Source organism: Allobosea sp. P4_E12 (assembly GCF_056401655.1).
Genome location: NZ_JBFUIY010000049.1, coordinates 14,467 through 30,478, shown reverse-complemented (window position 1 = coordinate 30,478; position 16,012 = coordinate 14,467). Strand labels below are relative to the sequence as shown.

16 protein-coding genes are annotated in these 16,012 nt (G+C 64.1%); 4 read left to right on the top strand and 12 right to left on the bottom strand.

Going from position 1 to position 16,012, the window contains the following annotated elements; genetic code table 11:
* From AC1DW9_RS33135 to AC1DW9_RS33105, 7 genes are all read right to left on the bottom strand, one after another.
* Positions 1-180: hypothetical protein (locus AC1DW9_RS33135; protein ID WP_476855316.1), on the bottom strand; the 180-nt coding region annotated here is incomplete at its 3' end.
* Positions 167-1,945 carry a fatty acyl-AMP ligase gene (locus AC1DW9_RS33130; protein WP_441508345.1) on the bottom strand — a complete coding sequence of 593 codons (1,779 nt, stop codon included), beginning with the start codon at positions 1,943-1,945 and terminating at the stop codon, positions 167-169. The genes AC1DW9_RS33135 and AC1DW9_RS33130, both read right to left, overlap by 14 nt.
* Positions 1,942-2,193, bottom strand: coding sequence for an acyl carrier protein (locus tag AC1DW9_RS33125; RefSeq protein ID WP_441490951.1), 252 nt, complete (start codon positions 2,191-2,193; stop codon positions 1,942-1,944). The genes AC1DW9_RS33130 and AC1DW9_RS33125 overlap by 4 nt, the downstream gene beginning before the upstream one ends.
* Positions 2,194-2,219: 26 nt before the next feature.
* Positions 2,220-3,740 carry an MBOAT family O-acyltransferase gene (locus AC1DW9_RS33120; RefSeq protein ID WP_441508344.1) on the bottom strand — a complete coding sequence of 507 codons (1,521 nt, stop codon included), beginning with the start codon at positions 3,738-3,740 and terminating at the stop codon, positions 2,220-2,222.
* A gap of 321 nt (positions 3,741-4,061) precedes the next feature.
* Positions 4,062-4,232, bottom strand: coding sequence for a hypothetical protein (locus AC1DW9_RS33115; protein ID WP_476770320.1), 171 nt, complete (start codon positions 4,230-4,232; stop codon positions 4,062-4,064).
* Between the two features lie 304 nt (positions 4,233-4,536).
* The gene (locus tag AC1DW9_RS33110) at positions 4,537-4,725 is read right to left on the bottom strand and encodes a hypothetical protein (protein WP_141740231.1); all 189 of its coding nucleotides are present in this window, start codon (positions 4,723-4,725) and stop codon (positions 4,537-4,539) included.
* A gap of 176 nt (positions 4,726-4,901) precedes the next feature.
* Complete coding sequence (locus AC1DW9_RS33105; protein WP_441508343.1) at positions 4,902-5,660, bottom strand: SDR family oxidoreductase; 759 nt, start codon at positions 5,658-5,660, stop codon at positions 4,902-4,904.
* 172 nt (positions 5,661-5,832) lie between these two features.
* On the opposite strand from AC1DW9_RS33105, the gene AC1DW9_RS33100 reads away from it, so the two are divergent.
* Positions 5,833-6,057 carry a hypothetical protein gene (locus AC1DW9_RS33100; protein WP_441508342.1) on the top strand — a complete coding sequence of 75 codons (225 nt, stop codon included), beginning with the start codon at positions 5,833-5,835 and terminating at the stop codon, positions 6,055-6,057.
* Positions 6,058-6,915: 858 nt separating this feature from the next.
* Here AC1DW9_RS33100 and AC1DW9_RS33095 read toward each other — a convergent pair.
* Positions 6,916-7,263 (bottom strand): hypothetical protein, encoded by a 348-nt coding sequence (locus AC1DW9_RS33095; protein WP_441508341.1) that lies wholly within the window; start codon positions 7,261-7,263, stop codon positions 6,916-6,918.
* Between the two features lie 254 nt (positions 7,264-7,517).
* On the opposite strand from AC1DW9_RS33095, the gene AC1DW9_RS33090 reads away from it, so the two are divergent.
* From AC1DW9_RS33090 to AC1DW9_RS33080, 3 genes are all read left to right on the top strand, one after another.
* Positions 7,518-7,769 (top strand): hypothetical protein, encoded by a 252-nt coding sequence (locus AC1DW9_RS33090; RefSeq protein WP_069881075.1) that lies wholly within the window; start codon positions 7,518-7,520, stop codon positions 7,767-7,769.
* Between the two features lie 115 nt (positions 7,770-7,884).
* On the top strand, positions 7,885-8,124 hold the full coding sequence (locus AC1DW9_RS33085) for a hypothetical protein (RefSeq protein ID WP_441508973.1): 240 nt from the start codon (positions 7,885-7,887) through the stop codon (positions 8,122-8,124).
* A 487-nt stretch (positions 8,125-8,611) separates the two neighbouring features.
* Positions 8,612-9,811, top strand: a complete 1,200-nt coding sequence (locus AC1DW9_RS33080; RefSeq protein WP_441508974.1) for a M14 family metallopeptidase — start codon at positions 8,612-8,614, stop codon at positions 9,809-9,811.
* 98 nt (positions 9,812-9,909) lie between these two features.
* On the opposite strand, the gene AC1DW9_RS33075 is transcribed toward AC1DW9_RS33080, so the two are convergent.
* From AC1DW9_RS33075 to AC1DW9_RS33060, 4 genes are all read right to left on the bottom strand, one after another.
* Complete coding sequence (locus AC1DW9_RS33075; RefSeq protein WP_476770319.1) at positions 9,910-11,358, bottom strand: S41 family peptidase; 1,449 nt, start codon at positions 11,356-11,358, stop codon at positions 9,910-9,912.
* A gap of 290 nt (positions 11,359-11,648) precedes the next feature.
* Complete coding sequence (locus AC1DW9_RS33070) at positions 11,649-11,912, bottom strand: hypothetical protein (protein WP_441490962.1); 264 nt, start codon at positions 11,910-11,912, stop codon at positions 11,649-11,651.
* 452 nt (positions 11,913-12,364) lie between these two features.
* A complete protein-coding gene (locus AC1DW9_RS33065; RefSeq protein WP_476777333.1) occupies positions 12,365-12,733 on the bottom strand; it encodes a SpoIIAA family protein in 369 nt (122 codons plus the stop codon).
* A 412-nt stretch (positions 12,734-13,145) separates the two neighbouring features.
* A complete protein-coding gene (locus AC1DW9_RS33060; RefSeq protein ID WP_476777332.1) occupies positions 13,146-15,779 on the bottom strand; it encodes an autotransporter outer membrane beta-barrel domain-containing protein in 2,634 nt (877 codons plus the stop codon).
* Positions 15,780-16,012: the final 233 nt, after the last annotated feature.

Genomic DNA, 16,012 nt, shown 5'->3' with positions numbered 1-16,012 from the left:
ATTGAGGTTGGGCGTACGCGGAAGGACGTTTGTGCCGAACACGCCCTGCGGATCGATCACGACATTCGCGACGACGACACTGATAAAGAGTGCCGCAGCCCCCAGAATCAGCGTCAGCGCATAGGTCCGAGGGTTCATCCCGGACGCAGCGGAAACCGGCTTCTTCTTACGCCAGAGCATCGGGCAAACCTGGCTGGAGTTCGGCAAGGCGTCCGTCGAGGAAAAGGCTGCGGGCAAGGCCGCGCTGGATCTTGCCGCTCGTCGTCTTCGGCAGGTTGCCGGGGCGGATCAGTACGACATCCTGGATGGCAAGCTCGTGCTCGGTGGCGATCGCCTCGCGGATCGTGTCCTCGATGTCATCGATGGAGACGTGGCGCATCTGCGTCCGCTCGATTTCCTGCACCACGACAAGACGGCCCTCGCCATCCTCGTCCAGGATCGAGAAGGCGGCGCCGCCATGCCTCCGCAAGGCCGGGTGGCTCGCCTGAACGGTGTCCTCGAGGTCCTGCGGATAATGGTTGATGCCGCGAATGATGATCACGTCCTTGATGCGCCCGGTGATGAAGAGCTCGCCGGTGTCATCGAGGAACCCGAGATCGCCGGTACGAAGCCAGCGCTCCGCCGCTTCCCCTTCGATCCGCGGCCAGAAGGTCGCGGCGGTGGCCTTGGCGTTTTGCCAATAGCCCTGGGTGACATTCGGACCGGAAATCCAGATCTCGCCGGCATGACCGGTTTGAAGGCGTCGGCATGTCTCCGGATCGACGATCGCGAGCCTTTCGCCGACGAGGGCCTTGCCGCAGCCTGCGACGAACTGCGCGTCGTCTTCGCTCGTCGGCGCGGCCGCGCGAAGGCGTTGCAGCGCCTCCCGGCTTATCCGACGTTTTACGAGCCCCCGCCCCCGTCCGCCGCCGGAGGCGAGAAGCGTCGCCTCCGCGAGCCCGTAGGCCGGCGAACATGCGTCCGGCGCGAAGCCATAGGGCGCGAAGGTCTCGGTGAAGCGCTCCATCGTTTCCGCGCGCACCGGCTCGGCGCCGTTGAGCGCAATTTTCCAGTGGGACAGATCGATCCCCGCCATCTGGTCGGGGCGGAAGCGATCGACGCAGAGATCGAAGGCAAAGTTCGGCGCCGTCGCGAACTCGGCGCGGTAGTCGCTGATCGCGCGCAGCCAGTTCAGGGGGCGCTGCATAAAGCTGACGGGGGCCATGAGTACGCAAAGCGAGCCGATATAGAGCGTCTGCAGCACGTTCAGGATGAGCCCCATGTCGTGATAGAGCGGCACCCAGCTCACATAGGTCGTCGCGCGGGTGTTGCCGTATACGAGCCGGATCATCTCGCTATTGGCGAGAAGGTTGCCATGGCTCACCATCACGCCCTTGGGATCCGACGTCGAGCCCGAGGTATATTGCAGGAAAGCCAGGTCCTGCAGGCCGGGCTCCGGGAACATGCTTCCCGCCGGCGCCTGGGCCTCCTTCGTGGCGTCGACGGCCATGAAATCGAGCGTGGGGGCCTGGAGACGCTCCGAGAGGTCGCCGCGTGTCGCCTGCAGTGCCGGACTCGTCAATGCGATACGCGGCGTGCAGTCGGCGACGATGCTGGCGCTCGAATTGCGCGCGCCCAGGCGCCGTGGCGGCATCATCGGTACAGCGATCGTGCCGGCAATCAGGCAGCCGAAGAAGGCGACGAGGAAATCGAGCCCAGGCGGGAACATCAGGAGCGCGCGCTCTCCGGAGAGACCGCGCCCTACCAGCTCCGCCGCAAGCGCACGGGCGCGGCGCTCGAGCTCCGAGAAGGTGAGCGATGCCTCCTCGCCGCCGCGATCCGACAGGAAGGCATAGGCGCGCTCGTTCGGCTGCTCCGCGGCGCGCGCACGCAGCAGCTCGACCATCGAGCTGTAGCCGGCCTCGAGGACCGCCGGGCTCTCCTGAATTGTCGGAATCTGGTTCAATCCTGCGCTCCCGCGAGGTGACGGGCAAGCGCTGCGATGCTGGGGTATTCGAAGGCCAGTTCAGGGGCGAGTTCGCGCCCAAGCCATTCCTCGAGCTCGGCCACCAGGTAAACCGCCATCGCGGAATCGACGCCCAGGCGCGTGAACTTGGCCTGCGGATCGATCTTTTCCGCAGGACGTCGCAGCCCCTTGGCGAGATGCGCGACGCACCACGCGGTGATTTCGGCTTCGCCCTTGTCCGTTGCCATCAAACGCTACGCTCCCAGACTGATCGTCAGAATTGGTAATAGAGGAACTCGCTCACCTGCCCGAGCCGGAAGAACACTTCGCCGAAGAGCAGGAAGGCCGTGCCGAGGGCGATGAGCGAGGGGCGCCAGGCCAGCGCGCCGACATGTCTTCGCCAGTTCGACTGAGCATCGCCTTCGCGATAGCCGGTGATCTCCATCGGGTCCGGCAGGAGAAGGGCAATCGCCAGCGCCAGCAGGGTCAGCGCAGTCCCGGTGAGCGACCAGGTGCTGCCGAGCCAGGTGCGGATGAAGGCCTCAGAGATCCAGCCCTGGCGTATCGCCCACCAGTCGTGCTGGAGCGTGAGCGCCTCCGCGACCGGGGATTGACCCATGCCTCCCATGGCGGCGAAGAGATGCCCCGACGTCTCGATATCCGCAGAGCGAAACAGGACAGAGCCCACCACGAAGGCCGTAAAGGTCAGCGCCCATCCGACGAACCGCCCAGTCTGTGTCGGCTCATCCCGCTCGGGCACGATCCGCTGCCAGATCGTGTTGATGGTGAGAAGGCAGCCGTGATAGGCGCCCCATACCACGAACGTCCACCCGGCTCCGTGCCAGAGACCGGCCAGGGTCATCGTGATCATCACTGCGATGGCGCGCCACCACCCCATCGGCCGGCCGAAGGTCAGCGGCCCGTAGACATAGTCCCGCAGCCACTGCGACAGCGTGATGTGCCACCGCCGCCAGAAGTCCAGGATGCTGGTTGCGCGCAATGGTGCGGCAAAATTCACGGGCAGCCGGAAATTGAACAACAGCCCGAGGCCGATCGCCATCTCGGAATAGCCGGAAAAGTCGAAGTAGATCTGGGCCGAGAAGGCTAGGGCACCGCCCCATGCGGCGATGGCGGTAACCGGGTCGCCCCTCGCCGCAGCGTCGAAGACCGTGCCGACATGCGGCGAAAGCGAATCGGCGATCAGCACCTTCTTGGCGAGGCCGATGATGAAAATCGTCAGCCCAAGGGCAACGTTCGACCAATCCAACCGGAAGCGCGCATCATCGCCGAGCTGCCGGCCGAAGCTGTTCCAGCGCACGATGGGTCCCGCGATCAGATGCGGGAAGAAGGCGACAAAGAACGCGTAGCGGCTGAAATGAAGCGGAACTTTGCGGCGGTAGACGTCGACCAGAAAGGCGATCTGCACGAATGTCGTGAACGACAAGGCGAGCGGAACGACGGGGGGCGCGGCTTTGTAGGAATGAACGATCGAGAGAAGGAAATCAGCGTATTTCCAATAGCATAGCACGAGGATGTTGCTGACGATTCCGAAGACCAGGAGTCGCTTCGCCGCCGGCTTCTCCGCGGCTGCGATCAGCCGTGCGAACCAGAAATTCGCGACGATCGACGCCACGGGCAACAGCACATAAGGCGGGTTCCACCATGCATAGAAGACGAGCGACGACAGCGTCGTGCCGATGATCGCGGCCGCGGCGCTCACGCGCGCCAATGCGAAGTGCAGAAGCACCGCAAGCGGAAGAAAGACGAAGATGAACTCGGTAGAATTGAAGAGCATCGGGCGTGCCGTTGGAGCCGTGCGAGGCTACAGGCATACAGCCGGTCCGGACGCACGCAAGACGGACCGGAAGCTTGTGGCCCATTAGCCGGCCATATGTGTGAAATATGTCACCGATACTGCCGCTACGGCGCGGTCGGTCATTGGGCAATCTCCACGACTGCGCAGGAGCCTCAGTAAAGGGTCTAGCTTTGCCACTCTTCGCCTTGATCGAGATTGAGAATCGCTGCGGGCATCAAGCCCGGCATGGAGCTCGGAAGCCTGAACCAGTGATGTCGATGGCTGCGTGAATCTCTGCGGGCCTTCGGGGTACAGGTTGCTTTACCAGATTTTGATCCCCAGCCTGCCGTCATAGGCATGCGAGCGGCCATTCAGGCCGATCTGGTAGCCGGCGGAGGCATAGAGAGCTCCCATAATCGCCTCGGGTGCGCCGCGATTGATCCGACCTTTGGTCACACGGCCGCCGCCGATCGCAAGCAGGATCTGGAGCATGATGCGCCGGGCCTGCGATTGACCATGCTGATTTCGATGATCTTGCTTGTGATGAACGGATTCAGCGGCCGGCGGAGGCGGCCTCGATTGCGGAGCAAGCGGCCGCGGCGCTGAACACTGCGTCGGCGACGCTACGCGGCCGAGCGCGGACCGTGCACTTCCGGCGCTCGACGGAGACACCGCGCGTTGGCTTGCCAACGCGGCACATTATGTTCGCCGCGCGAGAGGACGAGCGCCCTTCATGTCCGCTCACGCGACCTTTGGGCTGGTTCCGCGTGGGCGGAGCCAGCCGGCGACGTTCATCCTACTGCCGCCTCTTCCCCGGCGCCCCAGGCTTGGCCGGGCTCTGCGCGGCGACCGGGTCGCTTGCGGGGAACGTATCCTTCAGCGCCTTGTCGAGCTGCTGTTCCGGCGTGCTTTCACGCTCGGTCTTTCGCTGCTGCTTCTGCTCCTTCCGGAGACTTTCGACCGCCGGGGTTGTGTGCTCTCGCATTGCCATGCCTCTGCCATTGATGAAGCCGATAGACGAGCTAACGCCAGCGAGACCCATACGTTCCCAAACCGTGTCGCTCCTCCCGGTCCCCGCGGGAGATGGCGAGGCGCTCGATCGAAGGTACTTCCGATCGTCGCCCGCCAATCCTGATCTGGCGGCTCGCTTCAGCGCCGGTATCAGGCCAGCCGCACGGAAATGCCGCCATCCACGAGCATCGGGCTTCCCGTCACGAAGCTGGACCTGTCGGACAACAGGAACAGGGCCGCCTGCGCGATCTCCTCTGAACTCGCCATGCGCTTCATCGGGTGCAGGTTGGCGACGAAATCCAGGACGGCCGGCTGTCCCTCGCCACCGCTTGGCGTGATGGTGCCGCCCGGCAGGAGCGCATTGACGCGGATGCCGTCCGCGGCATGCTCGGAGGCCAGCGACTGCATCAGGCCGATCATGCCCGCCTTGGACGCGGCATAGGCCGCCATTCCCGGCAGCCCGCCATTGCTGAAGCCGACGAAGGAGGATGTGAAGACGATCGAGCCCTGCCCGCTCTCCTTCATGGCCGGGATCTGGGCTTTCGCTGCCAGAAACGCGCTCGTCAGATTGACCGCGATGACATCGTTCCAGTTGGCCATCCCCATCTCGGCGACCGGCATCATGTCGCCGACGATGCCGGCATTGTTGAAGGCGCCGTCGAGGTGACCGAATTCCTTGAGGGCCAGGGCGACGAGCGCGCTGGCATAGTCCTCATCCCTGACGTCGCCGGCCAGACACACGGCCCGGCCATGGTTCTTCCGGATCTGCGCAGCCAAGGTTTCCATCTCGGCACCACGGCGGGCTCCGAGAACCAGCTTGGCTCCTTCGGCTGCGAACAATAGAGCCGCCGCAGCGCCGATTCCGCTGCTCGCACCCGTGATGATGATCGCCTTGTCTTCCAGTTCCACAGCTCGCTCCCCTGTCGGTGTCGTCAAGGCGAATTAGCGATTGGCCGCGGGGTGCAGCCACCCGTTTCCTGTGGTTCGGATCAGCCGCGCGGCGGAACCTGACGTCCGGCGGCACCGTTGTTCCGTCATTCGCGGATAGCCGCGAGCTTGAAACCGTGCGGAGGAGAACGCCATGGAAACGGAGACTGAACGCAGGGCCGAACGGCAATCGGCGACACGGGGCGGCGACCCGATCTCTCCTCTGCGCCCCGACGATCACTCGGCCGCCCATCCCGCACAGGAGACGCCCGTCGAAGCACGGCAGGGTTTCCTTGGCCGCCCGGTCCTGAAGGTTCTGATCGCAGGGCTTGTCCTGGCAGTATTGGCCTGGATTGTGGTCGCACTCCTGGCCCCCTGACCGGAGGCTCGCAGATGCCCCCTGGACTGCTTGCCCCTGAGCCGAGGCCTGCCGGTGCCTCGCCTGCTCCGATCCAGACAACAGAAACCCGGCCCCCTTTAGGAGAGCCGGGCCAAGTTTGGGGTCACTAACTCGTCCTGTACTACGCGCCGCGAACGATTAGGTTCCGATGGCCGATGCGCGATGAGCGCGCTCCGTTTCCACGGCGTTCTGCCATCAGATAAGCGCCCGGCGACAGTCGCGATGACGTGATGACGCTCGACTGCGCTGTGATCTCTGGCTGCGACAATGCGTCGTATATTGCGGTTATTGCCGAGGTTGAGGGGGCAATATCGTCTCACCTTTCACGATGAGGTGTAGTGATGACCTATGTACTTCGTCTTTCACTGGCTGCTCTTGTCTTACTGCCGCTCGCGGGATGCATGGAACAACAGGCGAGCCGCACGATGTCTACCCCCACGACAACATCCTCCATAGCAACTTGGCATTATAAGCCTGCTCCCGATTCAGTGAAGCTGATGGAGGAACGCACGTTCTGACGGCGCGATCGCGGAGCGGACCTTCCCGGGGTTTGTGAAGCGATGGGTCCGGAACAGCGTTTCCCTGTGACGTTCTGCTGCCGCCGGATCGTCGTCGCCCAGCCTGAGCGTATTCATCCACCTCGAGACCTTCCCCCGCATCGCTTGCGCCATGGCCGCGTCGCGTTTTCCGGCTGCAGAACGAGAACGAGCCCGCTGCACCATTCGGCGCAGCGGGCATAATCGGCGCCTATGAGCGGTCGTCCCCGGCGTGTCCGGCTCCGGCCCCATGGCCCAGATGCCTGCGCTGCGGGGCCTCGAAAGATCGGCCCCCAAGTCGTCAGCGCTGCGTGAAGAAGGTCAGCAGAACCTTGCCCCTTTCCCCGATGAGGCACAGGAACCGCCGCGGTTTGTCCGTGCGATCCGTGCGCAAGTAGGCTTCGCCCATGATGATGCGTGTGATCGGCGTATCCCCCACCTTGGTTTCGGAGGTGGCGATCGTCGCCCCGTCCTCGTCGATATAGATGTCCTTGATCTCTGGCTCCCGCGACGAGATCGTATGGAGCGCCGTGGCCTTGCAGGCGACGATCTCGGGTGAGGACGGATTTTCTGCCGGAGCAGTCTGGCTGGACGCGGCGCCCGAGAGCAGCGCCAGCGCAATCAGGCTATGGAAAGTCGTACGGATCATGATCAGCACTCTGTTGAGGTCGAGGCTAAACGCATGATCCTGGCGCCGGTTCAAAACTGCCCGGCACCGGACACTCCATCCTCGCCGACGCACGGGCTCGCCGTGCTCTCGCCGCACGCCGCAGGGGCGCCCTCCGAGACTCCATCGATCACGGCCAGGTGAGCGTATCGCAGACACGCATGGCCGCCGAGGTTTTGACTCGCACTTGCTCGAGAACATAACTAGAACAATCGAAGGCCGCGGAGATTCACGCCATGAATGTCGACACCTTCATCATCCAGGAATTCGTCACCCGCCGGAAACGGCTGGTGCCGGGCAACAAGACGCCCGCCAAGACCAAGCACCATGCCCTGCGCGATGCGGAGCGGCTCGCGGGGCGGGCGGAAGGCGTCGCCGTCATCCATGTCGTGGCCGATGACGAGACCAGCGAACTCAGCTCGATTGAGGTTCTCGCCCGCCATGGCGCCATTCCCGAGGAGTTTGAGGAAGGCATCAGGGCCGCATGATATGTCCCAAGGGGTCTAGGGTCTTAGGGCTTGGAAGACACCGGCCGTAAGTCTCTACCCGCGCACGCTCAGGCTGCATCATGCTCAGGGGCTCCCGCAGCCGGCGGTGATCGTTATGCAACCTGTCTATGACGACCTGATCCTTCGTGCGCGCAAAGCCGTCGTGTTCCTCAAGCAATGTGGTCTCGATCACAGCGCCGAAATCGTCGATGAGATGGTCGACGCGCTCAATGAGCTCACAGGGAGGGTCTCGCTGCTGATTGCCTTGAACGTCTCGCTCCAGACGGGGCAGGACAACGAGGCGGGCCACGGCCAGCTGGGAGAGCCTGGCCCTTTTCCCAATCCGGACAGCTGAGCGCTCTCCCAGGCCAGCCCGGCGCCAAGGCGCATCCCAGGACGTTCCCGAGGACCCCTGCGAGATCGCGGGAGCAAGGGCATCGGGAGCGGAGTGTGCGCGCCTGCGTCAGATCAAGGCGGAGAGGTCCTACCTCATGCCGCCCCATCAGCGATGTAGAATCCGATGGCCGAGGCACATGCCAGTACGATCGATAGCTCGAGAATGCCCATTGTCGCCTCCGAGGTTTGCTCAGCTTCAACTGCGGCAGCACTGCCCAAGTTCCGCCGCATCATCGCCCAAAACAAGTAAATTCGCCACCCCTGCGGCAAGTGGTTCCGATTGCTGGGAGAAATCCAAGACCGGACCGCGAGCGACGCTCGCAGCATGACCGCCCTGCCCGGCACCGTGCTCGCCTCCCGGGTGGCGGCGTCTCACCCGGATCTTGCGTCGGCGCCGGGCCGGGAGCAGATCGTCCCCATCGCGTACGACATAAGGACCGATCGCCATGTCAGACGAAACAGACAGCCTCGATCGCCGTGACTTCATGAGGGCAACCATTGCCTCGGTCGGCGCGTCGGCTGCCCTCGCGGCCCATGCCGGCCCCGCACGAGTTCAGGCCGCTTCGGCGCCGGCGGCACGCTCGGCCCAGGCCGCGTCGCGCGGGACGGTCTTCACCGGAGACGTGATCGGCGGGAAGAGAGTGATCAGCGCACTCGACCTCGAGGACCTCGCGCCCGGCAGGCACCTTTTCTATTTCCAGGGCGTGCAGATGCCGACGGGGCAGCACTGGTACGTGTCCGTTATCGTCGCCAAGGGAGCGAAGCCAGGCAAGCGCATCGCGCTCATCAGCGGTGTGCACGGCGACGAGATCAGCCCGATGCACATGATCCAATCGGTCATGGCCCAGCTCGATCCGGCCACGATGTCGGGCAGCGCCATGGCGGTTCTCGATGTGTCCCGTCCGGCGCTGGAGGGCATGGCGCGCCGCTGGCCCAATTCCGGACGGGGCATAGATCTCATCGACATCAATCGCGAATGGCCCGGAAACGAGAACGGTGACAGCGCGCCCAGCCGGCATGCCGGCTTGCTGTTCAACAGGCTGTTCAGGCCGAATGCCGATTTCGCGATCGACTTCCACACGGGGACCACCGGGATGGATCTCACGGGGTTCCATCTCGCCCGAATGGACCTGCCCGAGGTCAGGGCCATGGCCGAGCTCTATCCGATCGACCAGATTTTCGACAATCGCGCCTATCCCACACTGCTGGCGAACGCCCTGATCGACGCAGGCATCCCAGCCTTCACGCCCGAGATCGGGGCTGCGCGCATTCTGGACCACAGCCTGATCCCGCTCTTCGCAGAGGGCACGATGAATGTGCTGAAGCATCACGGCATCATTGCCGGTCCGATCGGGCGCACGGGTCGCGATTCAGGCGTGTTCCTCGCCAATAGCGGGCACACCATTCTTTCAACCCATGGCGGCTTCGTCGAGCTTCTCGTCAAGCTGAGGGACAAGGTCAAGATTGGGCAGAAGGTCGCCATCCAGCGCAATGCTTTCGGCGAAGTGGTCGCGGAATACATCTGCGATGTGGCGGGCGAGGTCTGTGGCCGGCGCACGGACGCCACAGCCGAACCCGGTACACCGCTCGTGTTCATCTTCTACAACGCTGCGCCCGCCGAAGCCCCCGTCGACTATTCCGAGTAGGCGCCAGCGGCCCCCTGATACCGCTCCGGGCCGAATGGCTTGACGCCGGCAGCCCTGGAGAGGAGGCCGGCTCGCCATCGCGCCCGAGCCGCTCGCGCCTATTTGCCGGTAGCGATCAGCCGCATGACCTCCGACATCACGGGATCCTTGCCGGCGGCATAATCTGCGAAGGTCGGTGCAACCGTCAGCGTCGGCTGGAGCGATCCTGCGGGCACGGCATAGGCATAGTTCAGCAGGAAGCACGTCATGATCTGCGAAAGGCTGCAGCCGTTCTCCCAATCGTGATAGGCCGTCGTATAGCGCAGCGTCAGTTTCGTGTTCGGCAACAGGGTGGTTCCGCCCTCACCCCAGAACTGGGACCGATCGCCCATCGCCTCTCCGATCAGGAGCGCGCGGGAGCCGGCGAAATATTTCAGCCGTGCCGCGGTGCTGATCGCCGCGGAGAAGGTGTTTGCGCTGGTCAGAATGAAGAGCCTGCCACCCGGCGGCAGAAGCTCAGGCAAGCGGCGCGAGAAGTCCGCGGTCAGGACATAATCGCCGCCGCGGTTGAAGCGCAGGTCGACGACGGCGTTTCGAATGGGTTTCTTGCCCGCCTCGTCGAGCATGTCCGATAGATACCGGGATGCGGAGACCGGCCCCTTGTCGCTCATCCGGTTGATCTGGACATAGAGCAGGTCCTGCGCCGGATAAACATGCCAATAGTTCTCTTCAGGGCGCGAGAGATAGAGCGGCAGAGCAACGCCGTCGAGGACGTGCCGCCATTCGGCCGCGCCAGTGACTGGCGCAACGGGGCTGAGATGGCGCTTCGGCCAAAAATTGCTACTCAACGGAGACTGGCTGGCAGGCAGCGCAGCAAGCTTCGCCCGCCTCATGCTGCCATCCGCCGTACGGATGTCGAACGTGCTGCTGCTTGCCGTGTCGGCGAGCCCGGCGGCATGGAGCAGTTCAGGCGAGATCAGGAAATTCGGCACGAACTCCTTCGACAGATTGGTAGGGCCGCCGACATAAGGGCGCAGCGCCTCCACCAGCGCTTCGGTCGGGCGCTCGTTTGCGCCGAGGATCTGCCCTCCGAGAAGATGACGCAGGTTGTCGGCGGCCGCGATCACGAACAATCCGTCAGAAAACCATCCCAGGCGAATGGGCGCGGCGTTGAAACCATGATCCCCTGCCATCCCGACGATGTTGGTATGGCCGTTATCGGCAAGGGCCACGGCCTTCGCCGTCGCCATCGCCATGCCCGCCTTGTCGAGCTCACCTGCCCGCTGCTCGATCGCATCGAGAGCTCGCCCATACGCCGCGCGGGTTTCGCTGGTGAAGCTCCGCTCGACCTCGGGCAGACGCCGCAGATGCGCCAGATCCTGGCGATTCCTTTGGGCCTGGGAAGCGGCGGCCTGAAAATCCGTCTTGGGATAGGGCTTGAGCGTCGGATAAAGAACGAGGCCGAGCGGCAGCAAGACGAGAACAAGCAATGCCGCCATTGCGATGAGGGAGACCTTGATCCAGCGCCGGTGCAACAACCGCTTGGGAGCATCACCGTCTCGTCGCATTGACCTGGCCAACCCTTAAGCACCCTGTCGATCACGTGGCTATGGCATGGCCTCGGTCCGCTCCGCCAGCCTGAACGCAAAGGTTGTGGCTGGAAGCAAAACACGGCTGGCGCGTGTTGCAATAACGACGCGAATCCGTCGCTTCATCGCCGGTCCGCTCAGGTGCGCCGGCCATGGCGGGAGAGCCCCGGCCGATGTCTCCAAGTGCGGGCCGATACGACGTCCGTTCCGGGCCGAACTCGCTGGATCAAGCGTCCCCGAAAAATCGGGTCACGGCATCGGATCCGAAATCATTTCGGAAGGCACTCCACATGATAGGCAATGATGATCTGCCCCGGGCTGGCCTTCCCGATGCTCTTCAAATCCTCCAGGCCACTTCTAATCTTGTCTCCGGCCTCCCTTAAACTGTCGTCAAGCTTCGATTTGGCGGACAGACATCGTTCTTCCGTCGAGAATTCCTGGAACACCACGCTCGGGCGGAGCCTCCATTCGGCCCTGTCGTTTGTCGCGGCAGGGTTGACCGAGTAGGAGAAGACATACATCAGAATCCACATCGGCATGCTCCACTGGTGGCAGATGATCCCCGTGCGGCGGCCAAAGCCGCCTGGATTGCCTTGATCAACGCGCCTCTGTCCGGTCGAGCGCCGACAGCGCGCATGACCATCATGATCTCCGTGGCCTCGTCAGGCGACGTATGCTTGGTCGGTTCCAGACGAGGGAATACAAGGGCTCAGGAACCTCAAGTATATCGGCAGCGAATACCCGAGATATCCGGTGCATCGTTATAGCCCCTCCGGGGACGCATCGTAAGGCGTTTTTCGGGCGCCCCCCCGCAAGGTGAGCCCGCTGAGCCGCAGTGCCGGCTTTCGCTCGAAGAGGATATCCGTCTGCGGCCTGCATCGCATATGTGATGTTGCAGCCGCCTGCCGTGGCGCAGCCCTGGGCTGCTGATTGTCCTCCCTCGACGAACCGGCCCTGCTCCGTCCATTACGTCGGACCGTCGCAATCAGCGCGCGGCTTCCAGCCACGCCAAGGCTTGCGCCCTTTCATCGAAGGGAAATTGCCGAACCTCCGCTGAAACGAAGTGCTTGGCGATATGCGGCATGATCTTCAGCAACTCGCTATCGGTTACCGCCGCGATGCGATCGATCTTGCGGTGGTGATCCCTGACGAAGCGGAGATGGGACACGAGCGCGCCGAAGCTGTCCCAGCCCGGAAAGGCCTTTGCGCAGATCATCACTCCAGCGAGCCTGCCATGGGATGCGATGAACGGATCGACCTCCCGGGCGATCCGCTCAAAATCGGCCTTTTCAATCGGCCCGTCCGGCGAGAGTACAAGGACAGCCTGGGCGCGCAGCAATTCGACCTGGATCATCGTTCCCTCCCGATCTGGCGTTCGAGGCGGTCCCTCGCATCAGGAAAACCCTTGGCGTCTTCCGCGCCAGGATTCTGGGGAGCATATGTCATGGCGCGCATGCGGTTCGCATGAGGCAAGCGGCCCCCCTAGCGGGTCCGGCTCAGATAATCGCTGAATCCCTCCAATGGTTCCATGAGTTTCCGCCGCGCCAGGCTGACTGATCACGGCAACGCGGACAGGCCCAACGCCAATGGCTCTTGCGTTGATCCTGAGACCAGGCCTCCCCTTGGGCCGGCCGCGACCAACGCGAGCGGCCTCTTCCGCGCCGCCGAATTCCGTCTCGACGTCGACCGCAGATCAGGCGGCGCGCAAGGCGCTCTCTATCGACCGGGTCCGAGCGAGGGCCTCGCCCGGACGTCCGATCGGGAGCCTAGAAGCTCACCTTGACCAGAGCCTGTCCGCCGAGGCGATTTGCACTTGCTGCGAGTTCACCATCGAAGCGAGCGCCCAGGGTTACGGCTGGCGTGATCTTCAGATCGAGCCCGGCCGCCAGGAGCGCACTGTTGCGGGGGGCGCGCGCGCCATCGATCGCAAACCCTGAACCCGCGAGACCGCTGATCGTGGCGCTCAATCCGGCTTCGCGCTGATAGTAATGCGCCCAGCCAGCCCGGAGATAACCGGCAACCGGGAGGCCGTTCACAGCCCCACCGACATCAAGCTGCATTCCGAGCTCGCTTCGGCTGGTCACGTCGCTCCGCCGAGCCAGGTTCAACGCGGCGGCGTTGGCGCCATTCCAGCTCGCCTCGGTCAGGGCGGGGCTGCGGACCTGGATGGCCTGCAATGCTGCCACCGGTGAAAGCGTGACGCCGGACCACTCAAACAGAGCGGCGCTGGCCTGCAGGCGCCCGCTCCAGGCGTTGCTGCCATAGGACGATGAAAGGCTGGATGCACCGAGAGCCGGCACGGCCCGGTTCACATCGTTCTCCAGGCGCGCATAGGCCAGGGCAGCAGCCAGGTTGACCGGTCCGAGCTTGGTCATGCCGTAGATGCCGGCCTGGAAAATGTCTGCATCGGCCTTTCCGAGCCCGCCCGAGAGCGATGCGCGGGCGCTGCCGCCAGCCACGGCGAAGCCGACGGTACTGCCAGGGCCAACGCGAAGGTCGGCACCGACGGCGAGATGCACGTCGTCGACATCACGCTTGGCCGAACCGTCCCGGGCTCCTCCGTCATTGCGCCCTACGGAGCCGAGCACCGCCCCCCAGACCGAGTATGCGGGGGCGTCGAGGAAGGCCGGTCGAGCCGGTTCGTCGCTTCCCTTGCCGCCCAGCGCCGAGAACGTCGCGGCGCCAGGGCCGGCCCCGCTTCGCCCGGCGCTCGCCGGGTTCAACATGGCGTGGAGGAACTGGTCCGCGGCGGCATTGGCCATGGCCGGCACCGACGTATGGGCTTCGCCGGAAAGCTGGTTCACGGCAGCGGGTATCTCGGCTGCCGGCAGGTTGTAGATCGTAAACAGCGGCGATGGATCGCCCCCGGCAGCGACGGCCCGATCGATCGCGCTGGCAATCGAGAAGCCGCTGAACATCCTGGCGCCAAACATGCGCGGCGACAGGCCTCCCGGGGGAGCTGCCGGCGGCGTGACGATCGGCACCAGCGGTTTTGGCGTCAATGTCAGGAGGACGTCGTTGCTGGTGTAGGAGATGGCCGTGGTGACGCCGTCGCCGAACGTGCCGGATGTTGCCTCGGTGCCGAAGCGGCTTCCTCCGAGCCCGCCCGCGGCCGAGAGCAACGTGTAGGGGCTGGAGAATGTGTACGCGCCGCCAAGCGGCACGATTCTGAGCGTACCGGCGAGTGCTGCAGCGCCCGTGACGTTGACGCGATCCGAGACCGCACCCTGTACCTCGGCGAGATAGCTCGATCCGGCGGCCAGCGTCAGGCTGCCGTTGACGGTAAGCGTGCCGGGCGAATTTCCGGGAGCGAGCGTGCCATTGACGATCATCGCGGGAATCTGGCCGGAGCCACTCAGCGTAGCGCCAGGCGAGACGGTCACGCTCGACGAGGATGCGATCGAACCATTCACGACGAGCGTGCCGCCGGTCACGAGTGTCGCGCCCGTATAGGTGTTGGTGCCGGCCAGGGTCAGCGTGCCGCTGCCCATCTGCGTGAGCCTGCCGCTTCCGGAGATGACGCCGCGATACGAAACGGTGTTCGATCGGTTGACGATCAATGCACCCGCATTGCTGATCGAGCCGACAAAGTTGCCGGTGCCGCCGATCCAGCCGGTCGTTCCGCCATTGCCCAGCTGCAACGTGCTGCCGACTCCGATGAAGACGTCGCCTCGGGTGCTGTTCGTCGCGGTCAGCGTGAGCTTGCTCGACCCAAGATGCGAGAACGTGCCCGGGCCCGAGATGCTCCCGGCATAGGTCACGTCATCGGATCGTTTGAAGATCAGGCTGCCATAGTTCGTCACGTCGCTGGTGATCGACCCCGCATTGCCGTTATTGCCGATCTGCAGGGTGGCGCCACTCGCGATCCCGGCGCCACCGGAGAAATCACTGGCGCCGGTCAGGATCTGGGTGCCGCCATTGATCGAGATTCCGCCGGTGCCGCGGATGGCGCCGGAAAAGATGCCGCTGGCATTGTTGACCATAAGGCTCGCGGTTCCGAGCTGGACCTCGCCGCTGCCGTTCAAGGCCTTGACCTGCGCAGAGGCTGCCCCGCTCACGTCAAAGATACCGTCGACGGTGATGCCGCTCGACTGGTTGATCCGGCCCTGACCTGTCAGGGCAAGGGTGCCGCCAGCCGCAACACTCGTCGCGCCCGTATAGGTGTTCATACCGCTCAAGGTGAGGGTGCCGGTGCCGGTCTTGTTCAGGCTGCCCACCCCCGTGATGTCACGGGCGAACGTCGTGTCGAAGCCGTTGGTGTCAATGGTGCCGCCGGCGGAATCAAGGCTAAGCGCCCGCCCCGTCGAGAGGTTGAAGCTCGTGCCGAACCGGAGCGTGCCGCCGTTGAAGATGACCCCATCGCCAGACGGACCGACATCGGCATCACTCGATACCGGCAAGAGGCCCGGGCCAATCGTTATGTCCGCGGCCGACGCACGGGGGGCCATGACGCCTGCAATAATACAGGCGGACAGCAAACTCGCGACAGACGTGGTTGAGCGCAGCCCCCTCGATATCGCCTTCAGGCCGTAAGGTAACATAGGCGAAAACGAAACGTCAGGCGCTGAGGGCACCCGAGAATTACATAGAATCGGCACAGAAAGCCCCCAAAAGACAGCATTTTTCTTTTGGG

What these genes read in the sequence shown, in the direction of transcription:
- AC1DW9_RS33125 (WP_441490951.1), bottom strand. Translation starts at nt 2,193, where the DNA reads ATGGCAACGGACAAGGGCGAAGCCGAAATCACCGCGTGGTGCGTCGCG.
- AC1DW9_RS33120 (WP_441508344.1), bottom strand. Translation starts at nt 3,740, where the DNA reads ATGCTCTTCAATTCTACCGAGTTCATCTTCGTCTTTCTTCCGCTTGCG.
- AC1DW9_RS33115 (WP_476770320.1), bottom strand. Translation starts at nt 4,232, where the DNA reads ATGCTCCAGATCCTGCTTGCGATCGGCGGCGGCCGTGTGACCAAAGGT.
- AC1DW9_RS33110 (WP_141740231.1), bottom strand. Translation starts at nt 4,725, where the DNA reads ATGCGAGAGCACACAACCCCGGCGGTCGAAAGTCTCCGGAAGGAGCAG.
- AC1DW9_RS33100 (WP_441508342.1), top strand. Translation starts at nt 5,833, where the DNA reads ATGGAAACGGAGACTGAACGCAGGGCCGAACGGCAATCGGCGACACGG.
- AC1DW9_RS33095 (WP_441508341.1), bottom strand. Translation starts at nt 7,263, where the DNA reads ATGATCCGTACGACTTTCCATAGCCTGATTGCGCTGGCGCTGCTCTCG.
- AC1DW9_RS33090 (WP_069881075.1), top strand. Translation starts at nt 7,518, where the DNA reads ATGAATGTCGACACCTTCATCATCCAGGAATTCGTCACCCGCCGGAAA.
- AC1DW9_RS33085 (WP_441508973.1), top strand. Translation starts at nt 7,885, where the DNA reads ATGCAACCTGTCTATGACGACCTGATCCTTCGTGCGCGCAAAGCCGTC.
- AC1DW9_RS33080 (WP_441508974.1), top strand. Translation starts at nt 8,612, where the DNA reads ATGTCAGACGAAACAGACAGCCTCGATCGCCGTGACTTCATGAGGGCA.
- AC1DW9_RS33075 (WP_476770319.1), bottom strand. Translation starts at nt 11,358, where the DNA reads ATGCGACGAGACGGTGATGCTCCCAAGCGGTTGTTGCACCGGCGCTGG.
- AC1DW9_RS33070 (WP_441490962.1), bottom strand. Translation starts at nt 11,912, where the DNA reads ATGTGGATTCTGATGTATGTCTTCTCCTACTCGGTCAACCCTGCCGCG.
- AC1DW9_RS33065 (WP_476777333.1), bottom strand. Translation starts at nt 12,733, where the DNA reads ATGATCCAGGTCGAATTGCTGCGCGCCCAGGCTGTCCTTGTACTCTCG.